14 protein-coding genes are annotated in these 20270 nt (G+C 48.8%); 3 read left to right on the top strand and 11 right to left on the bottom strand.

Going from position 1 to position 20270, the window contains the following annotated elements; translation table 11 throughout:
- Positions 1-155: 155 nt before the first annotated feature.
- Entirely contained in the window at positions 156-1076 is a 921-nt protein-coding gene (locus ACCC71_RS13300; RefSeq protein ID WP_434310104.1) for a LysR family transcriptional regulator, read from the top strand.
- Between the two features lie 140 nt (positions 1077-1216).
- Here the strand turns inward: ACCC71_RS13300 and ACCC71_RS13305 are convergent, their stop codons facing one another.
- The 5 genes from ACCC71_RS13305 to ACCC71_RS13325 form a co-directional block, all read right to left on the bottom strand.
- On the bottom strand, positions 1217-1903 hold the full coding sequence (locus ACCC71_RS13305) for an N-acetylmuramoyl-L-alanine amidase (RefSeq protein ID WP_434310105.1): 687 nt from the start codon (positions 1901-1903) through the stop codon (positions 1217-1219).
- A 76-nt stretch (positions 1904-1979) separates the two neighbouring features.
- A complete protein-coding gene (locus ACCC71_RS13310; RefSeq protein ID WP_434310106.1) occupies positions 1980-2447 on the bottom strand; it encodes a pyridoxamine 5'-phosphate oxidase family protein in 468 nt (155 codons plus the stop codon).
- A gap of 109 nt (positions 2448-2556) precedes the next feature.
- The gene (locus tag ACCC71_RS13315; protein ID WP_434310107.1) at positions 2557-3171 is read right to left on the bottom strand and encodes an ECF transporter S component; all 615 of its coding nucleotides are present in this window, start codon (positions 3169-3171) and stop codon (positions 2557-2559) included.
- Between the two features lie 528 nt (positions 3172-3699).
- The gene (rpoC, locus tag ACCC71_RS13320; protein ID WP_434310108.1) at positions 3700-7407 is read right to left on the bottom strand and encodes a DNA-directed RNA polymerase subunit beta'; all 3708 of its coding nucleotides are present in this window, start codon (positions 7405-7407) and stop codon (positions 3700-3702) included.
- Between the two features lie 14 nt (positions 7408-7421).
- On the bottom strand, positions 7422-11279 hold the full coding sequence (locus ACCC71_RS13325) for a DNA-directed RNA polymerase subunit beta (protein ID WP_434310109.1): 3858 nt from the start codon (positions 11277-11279) through the stop codon (positions 7422-7424).
- A 414-nt stretch (positions 11280-11693) separates the two neighbouring features.
- On the opposite strand from ACCC71_RS13325, the gene ACCC71_RS13330 reads away from it, so the two are divergent.
- Positions 11694-12152, top strand: a complete 459-nt coding sequence (locus tag ACCC71_RS13330) for a hypothetical protein (protein ID WP_434310110.1) — start codon at positions 11694-11696, stop codon at positions 12150-12152.
- A 457-nt stretch (positions 12153-12609) separates the two neighbouring features.
- Here the strand turns inward: ACCC71_RS13330 and ACCC71_RS13335 are convergent, their stop codons facing one another.
- Together ACCC71_RS13335 and ACCC71_RS13340 are read right to left on the bottom strand one after the other, a co-directional pair.
- Complete coding sequence (locus ACCC71_RS13335) at positions 12610-13416, bottom strand: energy-coupling factor transporter transmembrane component T family protein (protein WP_434310111.1); 807 nt, start codon at positions 13414-13416, stop codon at positions 12610-12612.
- A 10-nt stretch (positions 13417-13426) separates the two neighbouring features.
- Entirely contained in the window at positions 13427-15235 is a 1809-nt protein-coding gene (locus ACCC71_RS13340) for an energy-coupling factor transporter ATPase (RefSeq protein WP_434310112.1), read from the bottom strand.
- A 183-nt stretch (positions 15236-15418) separates the two neighbouring features.
- Here ACCC71_RS13340 and ACCC71_RS13345 point away from each other — a divergent pair, with 183 nt between their 5' ends.
- Positions 15419-16285 carry a DegV family protein gene (locus ACCC71_RS13345; RefSeq protein ID WP_434310113.1) on the top strand — a complete coding sequence of 289 codons (867 nt, stop codon included), beginning with the start codon at positions 15419-15421 and terminating at the stop codon, positions 16283-16285.
- 6 nt (positions 16286-16291) lie between these two features.
- Here ACCC71_RS13345 and ACCC71_RS13350 read toward each other — a convergent pair whose 3' ends face one another.
- The 4 genes from ACCC71_RS13350 to ACCC71_RS13365 are packed head-to-tail and all read right to left on the bottom strand — an operon-like array spanning position 16292 to position 20163.
- Positions 16292-16507 (bottom strand): hypothetical protein, encoded by a 216-nt coding sequence (locus ACCC71_RS13350; protein WP_434310114.1) that lies wholly within the window; start codon positions 16505-16507, stop codon positions 16292-16294.
- Between the two features lie 25 nt (positions 16508-16532).
- Positions 16533-17717 (bottom strand): cation diffusion facilitator family transporter, encoded by a 1185-nt coding sequence (locus ACCC71_RS13355; protein WP_434310115.1) that lies wholly within the window; start codon positions 17715-17717, stop codon positions 16533-16535.
- Positions 17714-18436, bottom strand: coding sequence for an HAD family hydrolase (locus ACCC71_RS13360; RefSeq protein WP_434310116.1), 723 nt, complete (start codon positions 18434-18436; stop codon positions 17714-17716). Before ACCC71_RS13360 ends, ACCC71_RS13355 begins: the two co-directional genes overlap by 4 nt.
- Positions 18433-20163, bottom strand: a complete 1731-nt coding sequence (locus ACCC71_RS13365) for a phospho-sugar mutase (RefSeq protein ID WP_434310117.1) — start codon at positions 20161-20163, stop codon at positions 18433-18435. The genes ACCC71_RS13360 and ACCC71_RS13365 overlap by 4 nt, the downstream gene beginning before the upstream one ends.
- Positions 20164-20270: the final 107 nt, after the last annotated feature.

The raw sequence follows: 20270 nt of genomic DNA on the forward strand, positions 1-20270 counted from the left end.
ATTCGCAATTTGATATTCATTCATTCCTTTTTATTATCATTAATGTCTAATCTATCTTATTTTATAATCAATATATCAAATATATCTTGTGCTTTCTCTTCACTTTTGTTATACTTCCTTCATACCTTCAGCTGAAACGAAAGGAGACCTCTCATATGGAAATGCAGCAGCTTCATGCCTTTTCTTTACTTGCCCAATACGAAAACATGTCCACGGTCGCGTCCCTTTTAAATACTTCACAGCCACAAATCAGCAAGCTCATCGCCGCCCTGGAAGCAGAATTAGGCGTACAGCTTTTTGACCGCGTTGGAAGAGGGCTGCGTCTCAGCAAGCACGGGCAGCTATTCTGCCAATATGCGGATGATACCTTAATTTCTATGAACAGGGCAAAAATGGCAATGAAAAACCTTCACAACTCTGTCCTCGGTACCGTCCGTCTTGGAACCTTTGCATTTGCTCCAATCTTAAACCGTTGTATTCTTTCTTATCACCAAGAGAAACCCGAAGTAAATTTCCGTTACAGCTACCGTTCTCTTTATTCTTTAAGAAAGGATATCGACATTGTTTTGACTGCCAGTGAAAGCGGCCACTATACTGCCGAGAACTACTTTCCCGTGTCGTGTAAACTATTCGAGGAAAAATATTTTGTCGTTCTGTCTCCCAAATTTAAAGACTATCCACCGGAAAAGACTTCCATTGATCTGTACGAAACCAAGGACTTTCCCTATATCGTCATGGCTCAGGCGCACCCCTATAAAGCGCATATCTACGATATGCTCCAATCATTTAGCAACGTCGTTGGATTTACGCCGCGAGTTGCCTTTGAAGTAAATGAATTTTTCTTCAAGGTCCTTCTCGTTTCAGAAGGCGCAGGCATTGCATTTCTACCAGAGGTCTGTCTTCCCGCAGCCAAACAGATTGACCCGACATTGCGCTTTTTCACAATCGAACACTATACCACAACCCGTTCGGTCCTTCTGGCAAGACAAAGGAGAAACGTCCTCTCCCAAGCCGCTAATGATTTTTGGGATTTTGCCTTGGAGTATTTTCATCATCCCGCAGATGTACTTCCTTAGCGGAGCGTTTTTTTGTTCTATAGGAAATTTCGTTGAAATTTCCTATAGAACAAAAAAGCCTGGGTATAAAAATATATTGGAATATTTTTATACCCAGGCTTTTGAGCCTATCAATTATCATAAAGCAAAAGTCATGTTTTTTATGTTGTCTGCGCGTTTAGATATCCCAAAATCCCCCGGCTGACCGCCTCTGCAATCTTTTCTTGGTATTCTTCGGTGATCAATTGATCTGCTTCCCCCGGATTGCTCAGGAAACCGCACTCCACAATCACCAGCGGGCACTTCGTATGCAAAAGCAGGTAATAATTATCATTGGCTTTTGCCTTCCTCGTGTTCTTTTCCACTACGCCGTCAAAAGATGCCTGCAAAATCTCCGCCAGCTTTTTTCCTTCTGCAGAATCCTTATAGTAAAAGACCTGGGGACCGCTGATGCTATTATCATGATAACTGTTTTGGTGAATACTGACCGTAATATCCGCGCCGCTCTTTTCGATCAGGCGGCAACGCGCATTGAGATCCGCGATCTTCTTGTTAGAATCCCCCTCCTGATACAGGCCCCCGTCGTCCTCCCTGGTCATCAGCACTTCCACGCCGGCCTCTTCTAACTTGGCCTGCACTTTTTTCGCAATCGCCAGATTCACTTCTTTCTCCAGCGCGTTGTTGGTTCCCACCTTGCCAGGATCAGAACCGCCGTGTCCGGCGTCCAATACCACCACCTTTTTTCCCGGTACGCTGCCAGCCGCCACCGCTTCCAGGCCCTGGCTTGCCAGAAGGCTAATGATCAACAGCATCACCAACCCCAAAAATGTATCCATATACCGTCTCATAAAAAAATCCCCCTTCCGGCGCTTACTGTAACATATGCCGAAAAAGGGGGTTCTAAAACCAAATTTGTCCCGTTTTTTATTCCTGTTTCAACTTCTTTCTCTTTGCAGAAATCTCCTGAATCTGAATTTTCCAAACCCCGGTCCGGAACAGACTGCCGGCGATCGCCCCATCAAAGGCGCCCATGTTCGTCGGCGTATGGCGCTCGCACAAGAGGCGCAAGGCACGGATTTTTTCTGCATCTTCCGTCACTTCTTCGGCGATTCCCCGGATGATTGCCGACTCATATTCCGTTGTAAATTCATGAGCAGCCCGCTTGGTATCGCCGACACAAGCCAAGCAAACCTTTGGATTTTTCCGGAGCGCATGGATCTTTTGCCCTTGCTTCGCCGTGTGAAAATAGATTGCGTTCCCATCTCGTACAATGGTTAACGGCACACAATAAGGAGCGCCGTCCTCCTCTATCATGGAAAGAACCGCCCACTCGCATTTATCCGCTACCTGCTCTCCAAATTCTGCCGGCATCTCTCGGTCTTTTCTTCTCATCGCTGCCTTCTCCTTGTCTATATTTTCCGTCTCTTTCTCTACTCCTGTTACTTCTTTTTTTTGCTATTTTTCTTTTTCAATTGTTTCTTATTTCATCTTTTTCCACACTTTACCTCTGTTCCGTTTTCCGATGTTTTCCCACCGGAAGTATCATCCCAGCGCGCCTTAACGCCGGCCGTACCGCATTGTATAAAATCACGGCCACAATCGAATTTGTCACCGCATTGATTAACGTGGTATAGGTGGTCACTGCCAGCAAAGCTTTGATGGCGGAAGCCGCTTTGTCCGGATTGGGGATTAAAAGGGTATACCAGACGTATTTTAACGCCGGTTCAAACAGGCAGTTCACCCCCAGCCCAGCAATTGCCGCGATGATCGACCATTTCCACACATAGGACGACGGATGATCTTCCGAAATTTTGGCAATCCGGTGGGCAACCAAACCAACCACCAATCCGATTACCAGCTTTGTCAAAAATGTTCTGGGAGCTGACTCCGCAAATCCACCCAAAATATCTGCCAGACTTAAACCAACAGCCCCTGACAGGCCGCCGTAAGGACCGCCTAAAAGATAGGCTGCCAGTACCACAAAGGCGTTCCCAAAATGAATTTTTGTCCCATCTGCGTTTAATGCCGGCAGCAATGCGTATCCCACATAGCAAAGAGCCGCCATCAAAGCCGCCAATACCAACCGGTAAACCTTTTCATTTTTTTCCTGTACCATATTCACCATCTCCTCTTTCCTTCGTCAGCTGAATATACCTTCCATAAACAAGAGCATACACGCTTTGTCAATTAAAGGTATTCTAACGCCAAATATGGTGTGGTGAAAATATCCAGTTTTAATTTTTTTATCCAGTCCAGATAGTCCTGCCTCACACAGCGAAGCATTCTTTCTATAGGATTCCGGTGAAAAGATCTCTGCGGGAAAAGGTCTCGGAATATTTTGTATTTGCAGGAGCGTTAGTACTTCTCAGGTTCCGAAAATTTGTATTATGAACAAAAATAAGACTGTTTGAGCGCAGCGAGTTTCTTATTTTTGCTCATGCTTTTTACAAATTCTCGGAATCCTAGAAGTACTTGCTCCGAAACTCTACAAAATATTCCGAGACCTTTTCCCGCAGAGATTTTTTCACTGGAATTCGAATGGAATAAAACAGGAAACGCCAGACCGGCTTTCCCGTTCTGGCGTTTCCTGTTCTATTTAATCAAAAATCTTTTTGAAATTTGGAATTGTAAAATCTCCGAAAACCTATTCGTCTTCTTCCTCCGGTAATTCTTCCAGGTCTTCCAAAGTCATTTCTTCCTCGGATTCCTCATCGATATCATCCAGCTCCTCGTCCTCCTCATCCGGTTCGTCCAGAGAAGGAACAAATTTGTCCTCTTTCGGATACACGATGCTTTCTTCCTCATCCACAAGATCGCTTCCATCGGTATCCAACTTCACAGAACGATACTTTTTCATACCGGTTCCGGCAGGAATCAGCTTACCAATGATCACGTTTTCTTTCAGACCGATCAACGGATCGACCTTACCATTGATAGCAGCTTCCGTCAAAACCTTCGTGGTTTCCTGGAAAGATGCCGCTGAAAGGAAGGAATTTGTCGCCAAAGCAGCCTTGGTGATACCAAGCATTACCTGCTTACCATCCGCCGGCTCTTTGCCTTCGGCAATCAACTCCTGATTCATATCGTCGTATTCCAAAACATCCATCGAAGTTCCGGGCAGGATTTCGCTGTCGCCGCTATTTTCAATGCGGATCTTCTTTAACATCTGCCGCACGATCACTTCGATATGCTTATCGTTGATCTCCACGCCCTGTAAGCGGTACACGCGCTGCACTTCCTGGATCATATAATCCTGCACGGCGCGAACCCCTTTGATCTTCAACAGATCGTGAGGATTGATGGAACCTTCGGTCAACTCATCGCCCGGCTCTAAGATCTGGCCATCCTGCACCTTGATCCGAGATCCGTAAGGAATCAGATACGTCTTGCTGTTTCCTGTCTCCCGATCGGTTACGATCACTTCGCGTTTTTTCTTTGTATCTTTGATATATACTTCGCCGCCGATCTCCGCGATGATCGCCAGGCCCTTGGGCTTTCTCGCCTCAAAAAGCTCCTCTACACGGGGAAGACCTTGGGTAATATCATCACCGGCTACACCGCCCGTATGGAAAGTACGCATCGTCAACTGAGTACCGGGCTCGCCGATGGACTGAGCGGCAATGATACCAACCGCTTCACCCACCTGCACCGAATCGCCGGTAGCCAGGTTGGAACCATAGCATTTCGCGCAGACGCCCACATGGGAACGACAAGTGAGTACGGTACGAATCTTCACCGACTTTACGCCGGTCTTCATCACTGCGGCCGCCTTTCTAGGCGTCATCAACTCATTGGCATGGCCCACGATCTCTCCGGTAGTCGGATCCACCACATCCTCCGCCAGAGTACGGCCTGTAATTCTCTCTTCCAGGCTCTCGATGACTTCCTGTCCGTCCATAAAAGCACGGATTTCCAGAGACGGAATCTCGCCGCCCTCGGAACAGTCGTCCTCCCGAATGATCAGATCCTGGGATACATCTACCAAACGACGGGTCAGATAACCTGAGTCAGCTGTACGCAGAGCCGTATCCGACAGACCCTTTCTGGCGCCGTGAGCGGAAATAAAGTATTCCAAAACGTCCAAACCTTCCCGGAAGTTGGACTTGATCGGCAGTTCGATGGTTCGGCCGGTCGTATCCGCCATCAATCCACGCATACCTGCCAGCTGTTTGATCTGCTTATCCGAACCACGGGCTCCGGAATCCGCCATCATAAAGATGTTGTTATACTTATCCAAGCCCCCCAGCAGTTCCTTCGTCAGAATATCATCGGTCTCCTTCCAGGTTTCGATGACTTCCTTGTAACGCTCTTCCTCGGTAATCAGGCCACGGCGGAAGTTTTTGCTGATCACATCCACCTGATCCTGAGCCGCCTTGATCAGCTCTTTCTTTTTCGCCGGCACCGTCATATCCGAAATCGATACGGTCATTGCCGCGCGGGTCGAATATTTGTAACCAATGGCCTTGATGCGGTCCAAAACCTCGGCGGTCTCGGTAGTGCCATGGGTGTTAATTACTTTTTCCAGAATCTGCTTTAAGCCTTTCTTTCCCACATGGAAATCTACTTCCAGCTTCAGCTCGTTGCCCGGAACCGAACGGTCCACAAAGCCCAGATCCTGCTCAATGATCTCATTGAAGATAAAACGGCCCAACGTGGATTCCACATTTCCTGTCAGCACTCTGCCATCCGACACTTCCTTGGTTACACGGACGTGAATGCGGGCGTGAAGATCCAATTCTTTATTTTCGTAGGCCAAAATCGCCTCATTGATATCCTTAAAATACTTTCCCTCGCCGCGAACGCCCGGACGCTCCTGAGTCAAATAGTAGATACCCAGAACCATATCCTGAGACGGCACCGCCACTGGGCCGCCGTCGGAAGGCTTCAGCAAGTTGTTGGGGGAGAGCAGCAGGAATCGGCACTCGGCCTGCGCTTCCACGCTAAGCGGCAAGTGAACCGCCATCTGGTCGCCGTCAAAGTCTGCGTTGTACGCGGTACACACCAGCGGATGCAGCTTGATGGCCTTACCTTCTACCAGAATCGGCTCAAAGGCCTGGATACCAAGGCGGTGCAGCGTAGGAGCACGGTTCAGCATCACCGGATGCTCTTTGATCACGTCTTCCAACACGTCAAATACCTCTGACTGAAGACGCTCTACCATCTTCTTCGCGCTCTTAATGTTATGAGCGATGCTTCTGCCGACCAGCTCTTTCATCACAAAAGGCTTAAACAGCTCGATCGCCATCTCCTTCGGCAGTCCGCACTGATAAATCTTTAACTCCGGTCCAACTACGATAACGGAACGTCCGGAATAGTCCACACGTTTTCCCAACAGATTCTGACGGAACCGGCCTTGTTTTCCTTTCAGCATATCGGACAAGGACTTCAACGGACGGTTCCCCGGTCCTGTAACCGGACGGCCACGGCGGCCATTATCAATCAGCGCGTCCACGGCCTCCTGAAGCATCCGCTTTTCATTGCGGACGATAATGTCCGGCGCGCCCAGCTCCAACAGACGGGCCAATCGGTTATTCCGGTTAATAATCCGGCGGTACAGATCGTTCAAATCGGAGGTGGCAAAACGGCCGCCGTCCAACTGTACCATCGGACGCAGATCCGGCGGAATCACCGGCACCACATCCATAATCATCCATTCCGGTTTATTGCCGGACGCCTTAAATGCCTCCACGACCTCCAGACGCTTGATGATACGGGCCCGCTTCTGGCCGCTGGCATCTTTCAGCTTGGAGCGCAGATCCGCGGAATCCTTTTCCAGATCAATGGCGCGCAAAAGTTCCTGAATGGCCTCCGCGCCCATACCGACACGGAAATGATTGTGGCCATACTTTTCCACCGCTTCCCGGTACTCCTTCTCAGACAGCACCTGCTTATATTGAAGTTCCGTGCTCCCCTGATCCAAAACAATATAGGAGGCAAAGTAAAGAACCTTTTCCAATGTCCGAGGGGACAAATCTAAAATCAATCCCATTCGGCTCGGAATCCCTTTAAAATACCAAATATGAGATACAGGCGCCGCCAGAGCAATATGCCCCATCCGTTCGCGGCGGACGCTGGCCTTTGTTACTTCCACGCCGCAGCGGTCGCAGATGACGCCTTTGTAGCGAATCTTCTTATACTTTCCGCAATGGCATTCCCAGTCCTTGTTGGGTCCGAAAATGCGCTCGCAGAACAGGCCGTCTTTTTCCGGCTTCAGGGTACGGTAATTGATGGTCTCCGGCTTTTTCACTTCTCCATGGGACCAATCTAAGATTTTTTCCGGAGACGCCAGGCCTATTTTAATTGCATCAAATATCAATGGTTGGTAATTATCCTCATTGTTCATTGCAGGCATGTTGTTCTCCTCTCTTATTCTTCGTCAAAATCGACCTCGTCGGGATCCGCTTCTCCCAACCCATCCAAATCTTCCAGCAACTCGTCTTCTTCCGGGTCCACATCTACCAGCTCGCCGTCAGAAAATTCCTGTTCCTGGTAACCGTGAGCGCTGAAGGACTCCTGGTGACGAGGTTCTCTGTCTCCCTCGATCACCGCACGCAGATCTCTTTCATTGTAATCCACGTTTTCTTTGACCTCTACCTCAGTTCCATCATCGCGCAGCAATTTGACATCCAGTCCCAGAGACTGAAGTTCTTTCAAAAGAACCTTAAAGGATTCCGGCACGCCAGGAGTCGGAATATTTCCGCCTTTGATGATCGCCTCGTAGGTCTTCACACGGCCCACCACATCATCCGACTTCACAGTCAAAATCTCCTGGAGCGTATAAGCGGCGCCATAAGCTTCCAAAGCCCACACTTCCATCTCTCCGAAACGCTGGCCGCCAAACTGAGCTTTACCGCCCAAAGGCTGCTGCGTAACCAAAGAGTAAGGACCGGTAGAACGCGCATGGATCTTATCGTCTACCAGATGGTGCAGCTTCAAGTAGTGCATGTGTCCGATGGTAACCTTTCCGTCGAAGTTCTCACCGGTCCGGCCGTCGCGCAGCTGGACCTTTCCTTCTCTGGTAATCGGCACGCCCTTCCAAACCTCCCGGTGCTCCAGGTGGCTTCCCAAATATTGCATTACGTCGTCGCGGACAACGCCTTTGTATTTTGTCTCAAAATCTTCCCAACTGGAATTGACATAATCGTTTGCCAGTTCCAGCGTATCCATAATATCGTCCTCATTGGCGCCGTCAAATACCGGAGTAATGACCTTAAAGCCAAGGGCCTCGGAAGCAAGGCTCAAATGTGTCTCCAAAACCTGACCGATATTCATACGGGAAGGCACGCCCAAAGGATTCAAAACAATATCAAGCGGCCGGCCATTGGGCAGATACGGCATATCTTCCACCGGCAGCACGCGGGACACAACGCCCTTATTACCATGACGTCCTGCCATCTTGTCGCCGACGGAAATCTTTCTCTTCTGGGCAATATAGATACGGACGGTCTCGTTGACGCCCGGAGACAGCTCGTCGCCGTTCTCTCTGGTAAAGACCTTGGCGTCTACCACGATACCATAAGCTCCATGGGGAACTTTCAAAGAAGTATCCCGCACCTCTCTGGCCTTCTCGCCAAAGATCGCCCTCAGCAGCCTCTCCTCCGCGGTCAGCTCGGTTTCGCCCTTCGGCGTCACCTTTCCAACCAGAATATCGCCGGCACGTACCTCCGCGCCGATACGGATGATACCGCGGTCGTCCAGATCTTTCAGGGAATCGTCGCCGACGCCCGGTACATCGCGGGTAATCTCTTCCGGCCCTAACTTGGTATCCCGGGCTTCCGCCTCGTACTCTTCAATATGAATCGATGTATAAACATCGTCGCGGACCAGACGCTCGCTCAAAAGCACCGCGTCCTCGTAGTTATAGCCTTCCCAGGTCATAAACCCAATCAACGGGTTCTTTCCAAGGCCGATTTCACCGCCGCTGGTGGAGGGACCGTCGGCTAAAACTTCGCCCTTCTCCACGATTTGGCCTTTGTTTACAATCGGTTTCTGATTATAGCAGTTGCTCTGATTGCTTCTCTTAAATTTGGTCAGATGATACTCGTCCCGATTTCCATCTTCCACTTTTACGGTAATGGAATCGGAAGAAACCTTCTCTACCACGCCCGCACGTCTTGCCACCACGCACACGCCCGAATCTACAGCCGCTTTGCTTTCCATACCGGTTCCGACAATCGGAGTTTCGGTAATCATCAGCGGTACTGCCTGACGCTGCATGTTTGACCCCATCAAAGCACGGTTTGCATCATCGTTTTCCAGGAACGGTATCATAGAAGTCGCCACCGAGAATACCATCTTCGGCGATACATCCATCAAGTCGATTTTCTGTTTTTGGAACTCGGAAGTTTCCTCCCGGAAACGGCCCGCCACATTGTTATTGATAAAATGGCCATCCTCATCCAAAGGAGAGTTCGCCTGCGCCACGATGTAGTTATCTTCCTCGTCGGCAGTCAGATAAACCACCTCGTCGGTAACCACAGGATTCTTCGGGTCCGTCTTATCAACCACACGGTACGGCGCTTCAATGAAACCGTATTCATTGACTCTGGCGTAAGTCGCCAGGGAGTTGATCAGACCGATGTTCGGACCTTCCGGCGTCTCAATAGGGCACATTCTTCCATAATGGGAGTAATGTACGTCACGGACTTCAAATCCAGCGCGGTCACGGGACAAACCGCCGGGCCCCAGAGCGGACAGACGCCTCTTATGGGTAAGTTCCGCCAGCGGATTGTTCTGATCCATAAACTGAGACAGCTGGGAACTTCCAAAGAATTCTTTTACCGCTGCTGTTACCGGTTTGATGTTAATCAACGACTGGGGCGAAATATCTTCCTGATCCTGAGTCGTCATGCGCTCCCGCACCACACGTTCCATCCGGGACAAACCGATACGATACTGATTCTGGAGCAGTTCTCCCACCGCACGGATTCGACGATTTCCCAGATGATCGATATCATCGCTGTTGCCAATTCCTTCGCTTAGGTGCATGCAGTAGTTGATGGAGGCGAAGATATCCTCCTTCGTGATATGCTTGGGAACCAGATTCGAAATGTTCCGTTTCACCGCTTCTTTTAATTCTTCCGGATCGGGGAATTGCTCCAGAAGATTCATCAATTCGGGATAAAATACGTTCTCACGGACGCCCACATCCATCGGATCAAAATCCACGTATCCGGACATGTCGACCATCAAATTCGAGAGAATCTTAATCTTGCGCTCCTCCCCTTGCAGCCATACAAAGGGTACGCCTGCATTCTGGATCTCCGTCGCCAATTCCTTGGTAACAGCAGTTCCTGCTTCCGCTAAAACCTCTCCGGTTTCCATATCAATGACATCTTCAGCCAGGGTATGACCGACGATTCTCTTATTTAAATGAAGCTTTTTATTAAATTTGTAACGTCCTACCTTCGCCAGATCGTATCTTCTCGGATCAAAGAACATGCTCTCCAACAGACTTCTGGCATTGTCCACATAAAGCGGCTCGCCCGGACGGATCTTCTTGTACAAATCCAAAAGTCCCTCGTCGGCATTGGTCGCCGTATCCTTGCCAAAGCTGGCCATAATCATGGGCTCTTCTCCGAAGAGTTCCACGATCTCCGCATTGGTTCCAACACCCAGGGCACGCACCAGTACCGTCACCGGCACCTTACGGGTCCGATCTACGCGGACGTAAAACACATCGTTGGAATCTGTTTCATATTCCAGCCAAGCGCCGCGATTTGGGATCACGGTACAGGCATACAGATTTTTCCCAATCTTATCGTGGGATACGCCGTAGTAAATGCCGGGGGAACGCACCAACTGGCTGACAATAACACGCTCCGCTCCATTAATCACAAAAGAGCCTGTCTCCGTCATCAGCGGCAGGTCGCCCATAAAAATCTCATGTTCTTTGATTTCACTGGTTTCTTCGTTAATCAGACGAACCTTTACCTTCAGTGGGGCTGCAAAGGTGGCATCTCTTTCTTTGCACTCTTCTATGGAATATTTTACGTCATTTCTGCACAAAGTAAAGTCAACAAATTCCAGACTGAGGTGGCCGCTAAAATCGGCGATTGGAGAAATGTCTTCAAATACTTCCTTTAGCCCCTCATTTAAGAACCACTGGTAGGAATCCTTCTGAATTTCGATGAAGTTTGGCATTCCCAGCACTTCTTTTTGTCTTGAGTAACTCATTCGCACGCCCTTTCCGGCCTTCACCGGGCGCATTCTGCAATTCTCCATAGACGATTCACCCCTATATTTAATCTATATTTACACTCCTATGTGGGATAGGCATACATCACCACAATAGTGTACATTTTAGAATATCAAATAAAAGCCAGCCTGTCAACGACTTTTTTTCCAGTTTCCCCTCTATTTATCCATTCTTTTCCTGTATCTTTTCCAGTTCTTTTTACCAAAAAGACAATGTTCTTTTGTTTTTTGGTATCTCTCTCCCATTCTATCCACTTTTTGAGCGTTCAAATCAATATTTAGAAATCAGCTTTTTTCCATTTCCTCTTAACTTTTACTTGCAAGCCCTCCGGACCGATGCTATAATCAGGTAGGATTTACCCCAAAATCCTATCTTTATCGGTCAAAATGCGCACGCGTCTTGGCCATGGAAGATAATGAAATAAGAGTGGAGGAACAAATATGTCAGTTTGGCAAATTATTACGATTATCCTCTTAGTCATTCTGGCTATCCTGGTGGTTCTTTATTTTGTTGGCCGCCGGATGCAAAAAAAGCAAGCCGAAGCCAGCGTCCAGATGGAAGCGATGAAACAAACCGTCTCCATGCTGATCATTGACAAGAAGAGGTTAAAAGTCAAAGAATCCGGACTTCCCCAAATGGTGATCGATCAGACGCCCAAATATCTGCGCTGGTCCAAGCTTCCCATCGTCAAAGCCAAGGTGGGTCCGAAAATCATGGTGCTGGCCGCCGACCGCGCCGTCTGGGACGTACTCCCGGTAAAGCAAGAGGTCAAAGTGGAAGTCAGCGGGATCTATATCGTCTCTATCAAGAGCGTTCGCGGAGGAAGCATCCAGGCTCCCCAAAAGAAAAAAGGATTTTTTGCCCGCTTTAAGAAGGACAAAAACGAGAAGAAAAAATAGAATTTAGGAAATGCAATCATAAGAAGCTGTCGTTTTAACGATAAAAAATCGTAAAACGACAGCTTTTTTATTTACTCTTTTAATCCATTTCGCGTGGACTACAAGTGTCTAATTTGGGATTGTCTTTTTTTGTCGAATCTGATACACTATTTTTGTTGTCATACCCAATCCGGCAACGGGAGGGGGTGAGTATCCTTGTGGAGTTAATCGTTTCTTTCTTGATCTCCGTTACGGCAGGTATTATTAGTTACTATATCTGCAAATGGTTAGACGGCGATGACAGTGACAACTAGCCTAACGGATGCTCTACCGTCCAAAAAAGAGAAGAAATCCCCAGAGCTAGCCCTCTGGGGATTTCGTTTGTGTCCTTGCGGATACAATTTCTTTCCTTGCTTACGAGCATTATAACATGCACCGTTAGCAAAATCAAGTCTTCCCCAAAATTCAAATTTTATTTTTAAATTACTATCGATACCTTCAATACAATCATGATCCCCAAATACCCTGCCAATAATCCATATGCAACGCCATCCCTCCCCGCATACTTCAGCGGGTGCATCTTGGTCCGTCCTTCCCCTCCGCGATAGCAGCGGGCTTCCATGGCCATGGCCAAATCCGCAGCCCGGCGAAACGCCGAGATAAAAAGCGGCACTAGAAGAGGAATCAGAGACTTTGCCCTTTGAATCAAGCTCCCAGATTCAAAGTCCGCTCCCCGCGCCATCTGCGCCTTCATGATCTTATCCGCTTCCTCCGTCAAAATCGGAATAAACCGCAGAGCAATTGACATCATCATGGCAATTTCATGAACCGGAACCTTGACAATTTTTAAAAAACCTAATCCCCGCTCCAATCCATCTGTCAACGAAGTAGGCGTGGTCGTAAATGTCATCAGGGAAGAGCCCATAATCAGGTAAATCAGCCGAATAGCCATATAACCGGCCTGCAGCAGACCTTGTTTTGTAATCTTAAAAATCCAAAATCGAACCAACACATCTCCGTCGGTTAAAAATAAATTAAACACAACGCTGAACAGCAGGAGAAAGATCACCGCCTTCAGTCCCCGCAGAATAAAGCTTAACGGCACTCGGGAAATTCGAATACAGGCGCCCAGAAAGACCGTCGCCAGCAGATAGCAATACCAGCTATCCGCCACAAACAGCGAAATCAAAAACACCAGCGTTCCCATCAATTTCGTCCGAGGGTCCAGCCGATGAATCGGCGAGGCTACCGGATAATATTGGCCCAACGTAATATCTCTCAGCATACTTCCAACCTCAATTTCTTACCGGCTGTGTTTCTCTGCCGCCATCGATACCCGCAAACGCATTCTCAATGGCCTGTTTCGCTTCCTCCACCGTGGTAATATCCCCCGGCAAAGAAAATCCGTTCTTTCTTAGCTCTTCCGCCAGATACGTCACCTGCGGCGCCGACAAACCCATCGTTTCCAATTCCCGATAGTGACGGAATACCTCTCGCGGCGTTCCGTCATAGGCAATCCTACCATCTTCCAGAACAAGCAGGCGTTCCGCATACCTGGCCACGTCTTCCATGCTGTGAGAAACCAAGACTACAGCCATCCCCTTTTCTTCATGGAGTTTTTTGATTTGATCCAAAATCTCATCCCGTCCCCCCGGGTCTAAGCCTGCCGTCGGCTCGTCCAAAACCAAAACCTCCGGCTCCATGGCCAACACGCCTGCAATGGCAGCCCGGCGTTTTTGACCGCCAGAAAGCTCAAAGGGAGAGCGGGTGTAAAAGCTCTCATCCATCCCAACTAACCGAAGAGCCTCCTTGGCCCGCGCCTCTATCTGCTCCTTGGGAAGCCCCTGGTTTTTCGGTCCAAAGCAGACGTCTGCAAAGACAGTTTCCTCAAACAACTGATGCTCCGGATACTGGAACACCAGGCCAACCTTTCCTCGTAAAATCCGCTTATCGTAACCTTCCCGGTAAATGCTCTCCCCATGGAAAAGCACCTCCCCAGAATCCGGCTTTAATAGTCCGTTTAAATGCTGAATCAATGTAGATTTGCCAGAGCCGGTATGTCCAATAATGCTGAGAAACTGTCCCTTGGGAATTGCAAAAGAGATCTCCTTTAATACCTTGACCTCCATCGGCGTTCCCCGGCCATATCGATAGGTTACATCCCGAAGTTCCAGTATCGATTCTCCTGCCTCAGGCTCCGGCTCTTCTTGTTTCTCCATCATCTGATTTACGCTCTGGATGCAGGCGCCAGACTCACGAGCTTCTACCAGCGCTTGTACCAATTCTGAAATCGTCAAAATCCCTGAGGATAACGGCAGACCGGAAGCTGCAAGAGCCGCTCCCAATTCCGTCACCTGAGGAACATCCAGGTGAAGCGCTTTCAATTCTTCCACCTGAGAAAAGATTTCCCGCGGCGTCCCCGCCATCTGGATTTTTCCTCGATCCATCACAAAAATCCGGTCTGAAAAAACAGTCTCCTCCATATAGTGGGTGATCAAAATAACAGTAATCCCTTCGGCCTGGTTCAGCTCCCGTACCGTTCGAATCACCTCTTGCCGTCCATTGGGATCTAACATTGCGGTCGGTTCATCCAGCACAATACACTGCGGGCGCATGGCCATCACTCCCGCGATTGCCACCCGTTGTTTTTGACCACCGGAAAGATGATTCGGAGATGCCTTCCGGTAAGCCGTCATGCCCACAGCCTCCAGACTTTCCTGCACGCGCTTCCAAATCTCCGCAGACGGAACTCCGATGTTCTCCGGCCCAAAACCAACGTCTTCCTCCACTACGGTAGCAATGATCTGATTATCCGGATTTTGGAACACCATACCTGCGCTCTGCCGCACTTCCCACAAATTTTCTTCTTCTCGCGTATCTTTATCCCCGACCCAAATCACACCGTCTGTCGGGAACAAAAGCGCATTCATATGCTTCGCCAATGTAGACTTTCCGGAGCCATTTCGTCCAAGTATCGCCACAAATTGCCCCTTCTCGATGTCCAGACTAACGCCGTCCACGGCTCGCATGACTTCCTCAATCTGATTTTCTTCATCTTTTCTAATATATTCAAAAACCAGACGGTCCGTCTTGATCATTCCCATATTGATCTCCCAATACAAATTGTCAACTTTATTTTCAACCAGAATAACATTTTACTAGATTTAAAGCGAAAAAGCAAGTTCTAGGAAAAGTTTTTTCGTTTTCCCTTGTCAAAACAGGGGTCTACCCGATATAATAAAAGTTAACGTCTTTTGAACTTATATCCGAAAAATTGAGGAGAAAAAATGAGCAAAGTAGCAATCGTTACGGACAGCAACAGCGGTATTACCCAGGCGCAGGCGCTTACTATTGGCGTGCGAGTTCTTCCCATGCCTTTCTATATCAATGAAAAAATGTACTATGAGGATATTGATCTGTCTCAGGAACAGTTCTATCAAATGTTAGCGTCAGGGGCTAACATTTCTACCTCCCAACCTGTCGTCGCAGGCGTATTGGATCTGTGGGACGAGCTATTAAATTCCTATGATCAGGTAGTTCATATTCCGATGTCCAGCGGGCTCAGCGGTTCCTGCGAGACAGCTGCCGCGCTGGCGGCCGACTATGAGGGGAAGGTAGAAGTCGTAAACAACCAACGAATCTCTGTCACACAGCGCCAGTCTGTGTTGGATGCCTTACGTCTGGCCAAAGAAGGGAAAAACGCCCAGGAAATCAAAAAGATTTTGGAAGATACCAAGTACGATTCCAGCATTTATATCATGGTGGATACGTTAGATTATTTAAAAAAGGGCGGACGCATTACACCGGCGGCCGCTGCCATTGGAACTTTATTGAAATTAAAGCCGGTTCTTCAGATCCAGGGAGAAAAACTGGATGCCTATGCTAAGGCAAGATCCATCAAACAGGCCAAAAGCCTGATGATCAAGGCCATACAGCACGATTTTCTGGAGCGCTTCGGCTCGGACGAGCAGGGTTCTGGCATGAACTTACAGTTGGCTTATAGCGGCAGCCGGGAGGAAGCCGAGCACTTTTACGAGGAAGTGCAGCAAATTTTCCCTAAACAGGATATTGTCATGGACCCCCTGTCCCTCAGCGTTTCCTGCCATATCGGCCCTGGAGCTTTGGCTGTCGCTTGCACAAAGAAACTCTGGTAATTTCCTTTACAGCATCCGCCAGCACACATATCCAATGCCGATTAAAATCAACACCCCCAAAGCCCTCAATACGCGGAACGTCACGCCGTCCGGCTCTACGCCGCCGCCTTTTCCATAGATGGCCTTCCAGATGGTTTTGGGAGATATCAGCAAAAGCACGGCAATCAATGCCAATAGCACGATACATATCCATTGTGTCATGTTCAACGAAGCAAGCAGCATATTTTTCCTCCCATATTGGTAGAAGTTATGAATGTCCCTGGGGCGATGCGTAGGTATGATCGATGTGGACCACGGCAAAATAATTTCCTGGTAAAGCCTCCACCCGGCGTACAATCTCTTCCTTCAGCGTTTTTTCCGTCCACTTGGATTCCGCGGGCATCATGGCGTCAAAAATCAAATTGGTATGAGTCGGACCGCTAACCATACGAAAATCATGAATGGTCATGCCAAACTCAATTCCTTCCACCAGATCAGCTACAACCTGTTTCATGGCCATGGTTCGCTCGTCATTTACATCTACCGGGTCCATATGAATCACCGCTTCGCAGTCCAGCTCGTTTCCAAGCCTTCGTTCCATTCGATCAATCACATCATGAATTTCTATCATACCGGCAGATGCGGGCACCTCTGCGTGCAGAGAAATCATCCGCCGTCCTGGCCCGTAGTCGTGAACAACCAAATCATGAATCCCGATAATCTCTTCATAGGACATCACCAAATCGTAAACCGACTGGACAAATTCCGGCGTCGGCGGCTGCCCCAAAAGTGGGTCGATGGTCTCCTTCGCCGCCTGGATTCCCGTTCGTAGAATAAAGACTGCCACCAACGCACCACACCAACCGTCGATCTTTAAGTCAGTCCAATGACCAATCAGCATGGCGGCCAATACCACCGCCGTTGAAATACAGTCGCTTAAACTGTCCGCGGCTGTCGCTCTCATAGCCGCCGAACCAATCTTTTTTCCAATGGCACGGTTATAGGAGGCCATATAGACCTTCACAGCAATGGATACCGCCAATATTCCTACCGCAATCAGCCGAAATTCCACTGGCTCCGGATGAAAAATCTTGTCGATCGAACTTTTCCCAAGCTCCACTCCCATCAGGATAATCGCCAGGGAGACGATCAATCCAGATAGATATTCCAAACGCCCGTGGCCAAAAGGGTGTTCCGGGTCTGGCTTCTGCCCAGCCATCTGAAATCCAATCAGTGTGATCACCGAGGAACCGGCGTCCGACAGGTTATTCATAGCGTCCGCCATGATAGCAATCGATCCGCTCAAAAAACCGGCCAATAATTTCCCCAAAAACAAGCACAAATTCAGCCCAATTCCAACCGCCCCGCATAAAATGCCGTAAGCCCGGCGCACCGCAGGAGCTTGAACGTTCTCCCAGTCTCGAATCAGCCTCTTTGCCAGCAGTAAGATCATTTCATTGTTACCTCCGGCAATCCTTTTGCATAGAGCAGGAAGTCCTCAAAACTTCCATGCTCCCATCTGGACAAATCCTGATTGTTCCGGTTAATCAAAAAATCCGTAATCAAATAATTCTTCATTCCCAAAACATCTGTGGAAAGCATATCGTCATCCACATCATTTCCCACCATCATACAATCCTCCGGCTGTTTCCCAAGCTTGTCCAAAAGCTCTTTGAAATATTCCGGACTTGGTTTACAGCGGCGGCTGTTTTCGAAGGTGGTAATATAAGAAAAATCCTCCGGCTTCACGCCTGCCCAGCCAATCCGCTGCCAGGTTGCCATCTGTGGAAACACCGGATTGGTGGCCAGTACGACTTCATATCCCTTCTTTTTCAGTAGATCAACCGCTTGCCTGGAATTTTGACTTTCCTTGACCACACGGCGAAGGCCAGGATGCTCCTTTTCATAAAAATCCCAGAATACCGGCTCTTTGCTCCGAATATCCGTATCTACCCTCCGGGCAAACGTCTCCCAGAACACCTCTTCATTGGTATTCTCCGATTGATTTTTGATCACGTCAAAAATGGATTCCGTCAAGGCGCGGCAAAAGCCTGCCGGTTCATAGCCAAGAGGAACAAACCGGCGGGCCAAAGTTTCCATATATAAACGCACAAACTCATCTTGATCCATGGGGAGCAGCGTCCCATCCAGGTCAAATAATATCGTATTCATCCAGCCTTCTCCACCAACTCCTGAAGCGCTTTCTCAATCGCCGCCATTTTCGCATCCGCATCTTCCATGGAGCGTCCCTTCACGCCGTAATAAATCTTGATTTTTGGTTCGGTTCCGGACGGACGCACACAGCACCAGCTATCTTCATTTAACTCATAATAAAGAACGTTGGACTTAGGCAGGCCAGTCGTTTTTTGTTCCCCTGTCCGGTTATCACAGTTCCGGTCCGTCAGGTAATCCCGATACGCCTCCACACGGTAAGATCCGATACTCTCCGGCGGATTCTTTCTCAGCGTATCCATGATCTTCTGAATTTTCTCCTTGCCGTCCAGTCCTTTCATCGTTAAGGAGAAAATGCCGTCCTTATAGTACCCAAGCTCCTCATAAAGCTCCACCATGGCATCCCAAAGAGTCATATTTTTCGTGCGGTAATAGGCGGCCGCCTCACAGAGCGCCATAGTCGCTACAATCGCATCCTTATCTCTTGCGTAAGTGCCGATCAGACAACCATAACTTTCCTCAAAGCCAAACAGATACGTCCCTTCGCCTGACTCTTCAAAACGTTTGATCTGTTCGCCAATATACTTAAAACCTGTGAGAACTTCGATCTCACGCACGCCATACTTCTTTGCGATGGCATCCGCCATATTCGTAGTTACAATGGTTTTTACCAAAGTTCCGTCCGAGGGAAGCCCTTTCTGCTCTTTCCACTGTCCAATCTCATAATCAGCCAACAGGCAGCCGGACATATTCCCTGTCAGACACCGGTACTCTCCTTTTGCATCTTTCACGTATACGCCCAGACGATCCGCATCTGGGTCCGTCGCCAGAACCAGATCCGCCCCCTGCTCTTTCGCCAGCGCCAGTGCCAGAGTAAAGGCCTCCGCTGCTTCCGGATTCGGATAGCTGACCGTCGGAAAATCTCCATTGGGAAGCTCCTGCTCCGGAACGACCGTCACATGAGGAAATCCAACCTCCGCTAAAATCCGGCGAGCCGGTACGTTTCCGGTTCCATGAAGAGGCGTGTAAACGATTTTCAAGTCCTTTCCTACCGCGTCGATACAATCCTGGCGTTTGATTTGTTTCTTCAATTCCGCCATATAGGCATCGTCCAGTTCTTTTCCAATGGTCACAAAAAGGCCTGCTTTCTCTGCAGATACCCGGTCCATACTTTTCACAGCGGCAAAGTCTGTCACTGCCTTCACTTCCGCCAAAATCCCTGTGTCATAGGGCGGAGTGATCTGAGCGCCGTCCGCCCAGTAAACCTTGTAGCCGTTATATTCCGGCGGATTATGGCTGGCGGTGATGACAATGCCGGCCGTGCAGCCGAGTTTTCTCACTGCAAAAGACAACTCCGGCGTTGGACGCAAATCGTCAAATACATAAGCCTTGATTCCATTGGCACAGAGGCAAAGCGCCGCTTCCTCGGCAAATTCAGTGGACATCCGGCGGGAATCATGGGCGATTGCCACACCTTTCGCTTCGGTTCCTTGCTTCAAAATAAAATTCGCTAATCCCTGGGTTGCCTTCCGCACGGTGTAGCGATTCATCCGATTGGTGCCGGCGCCGATGATTCCTCGAAGGCCTCCCGTGCCAAACTCCAAATCCGCGTAAAACCGCTCTTTTATCTCAGTCTCATCGTCTTTTATTTCTCGAAGCTCCCGCTTCGTTTCTTCATCAAAGTAGGAATTACTCAACCACTCCTGATAGGCTTCCTGATATCCCATCGCATTGTCCTCCTTTTCCTTTCGTCATAGTCTATCATACTTTTAGGGGGCTTGCAACCGGGGAAACGAAGAACCTATCCCATCGTTTTTCTGCACGCTGCGCAAAC

It is taken from the genome of Hominifimenecus sp. rT4P-3, from assembly GCF_051055405.1.
Lineage (GTDB): Bacteria > Bacillota > Clostridia > Lachnospirales > Lachnospiraceae > Pseudolachnospira.

Coding starts and splice junctions, on each gene's coding strand:
- ACCC71_RS13315 (WP_434310107.1), bottom strand. CDS start 3,171: ATGGTACAGGAAAAAAATGAAAAGGTTTACCGGTTGGTATTGGCGGCT.
- ACCC71_RS13325 (WP_434310109.1), bottom strand. CDS start 11,279: ATGGAGAATTGCAGAATGCGCCCGGTGAAGGCCGGAAAGGGCGTGCGA.
- ACCC71_RS13355 (WP_434310115.1), bottom strand. CDS start 17,717: ATGATCTTACTGCTGGCAAAGAGGCTGATTCGAGACTGGGAGAACGTT.
- ACCC71_RS13310 (WP_434310106.1), bottom strand. CDS start 2,447: ATGAGAAGAAAAGACCGAGAGATGCCGGCAGAATTTGGAGAGCAGGTA.
- ACCC71_RS13305 (WP_434310105.1), bottom strand. CDS start 1,903: ATGAGACGGTATATGGATACATTTTTGGGGTTGGTGATGCTGTTGATC.
- ACCC71_RS13360 (WP_434310116.1), bottom strand. CDS start 18,436: ATGAATACGATATTATTTGACCTGGATGGGACGCTGCTCCCCATGGAT.
- ACCC71_RS13300 (WP_434310104.1), top strand. CDS start 156: ATGGAAATGCAGCAGCTTCATGCCTTTTCTTTACTTGCCCAATACGAA.
- ACCC71_RS13330 (WP_434310110.1), top strand. CDS start 11,694: ATGTCAGTTTGGCAAATTATTACGATTATCCTCTTAGTCATTCTGGCT.
- ACCC71_RS13365 (WP_434310117.1), bottom strand. CDS start 20,163: ATGGGATATCAGGAAGCCTATCAGGAGTGGTTGAGTAATTCCTACTTT.
- ACCC71_RS13340 (WP_434310112.1), bottom strand. CDS start 15,235: ATGGGAATGATCAAGACGGACCGTCTGGTTTTTGAATATATTAGAAAA.
- rpoC (WP_434310108.1), bottom strand. CDS start 7,407: ATGCCTGCAATGAACAATGAGGATAATTACCAACCATTGATATTTGAT.
- ACCC71_RS13350 (WP_434310114.1), bottom strand. CDS start 16,507: ATGCTGCTTGCTTCGTTGAACATGACACAATGGATATGTATCGTGCTA.
- ACCC71_RS13335 (WP_434310111.1), bottom strand. CDS start 13,416: ATGCTGAGAGATATTACGTTGGGCCAATATTATCCGGTAGCCTCGCCG.
- ACCC71_RS13345 (WP_434310113.1), top strand. CDS start 15,419: ATGAGCAAAGTAGCAATCGTTACGGACAGCAACAGCGGTATTACCCAG.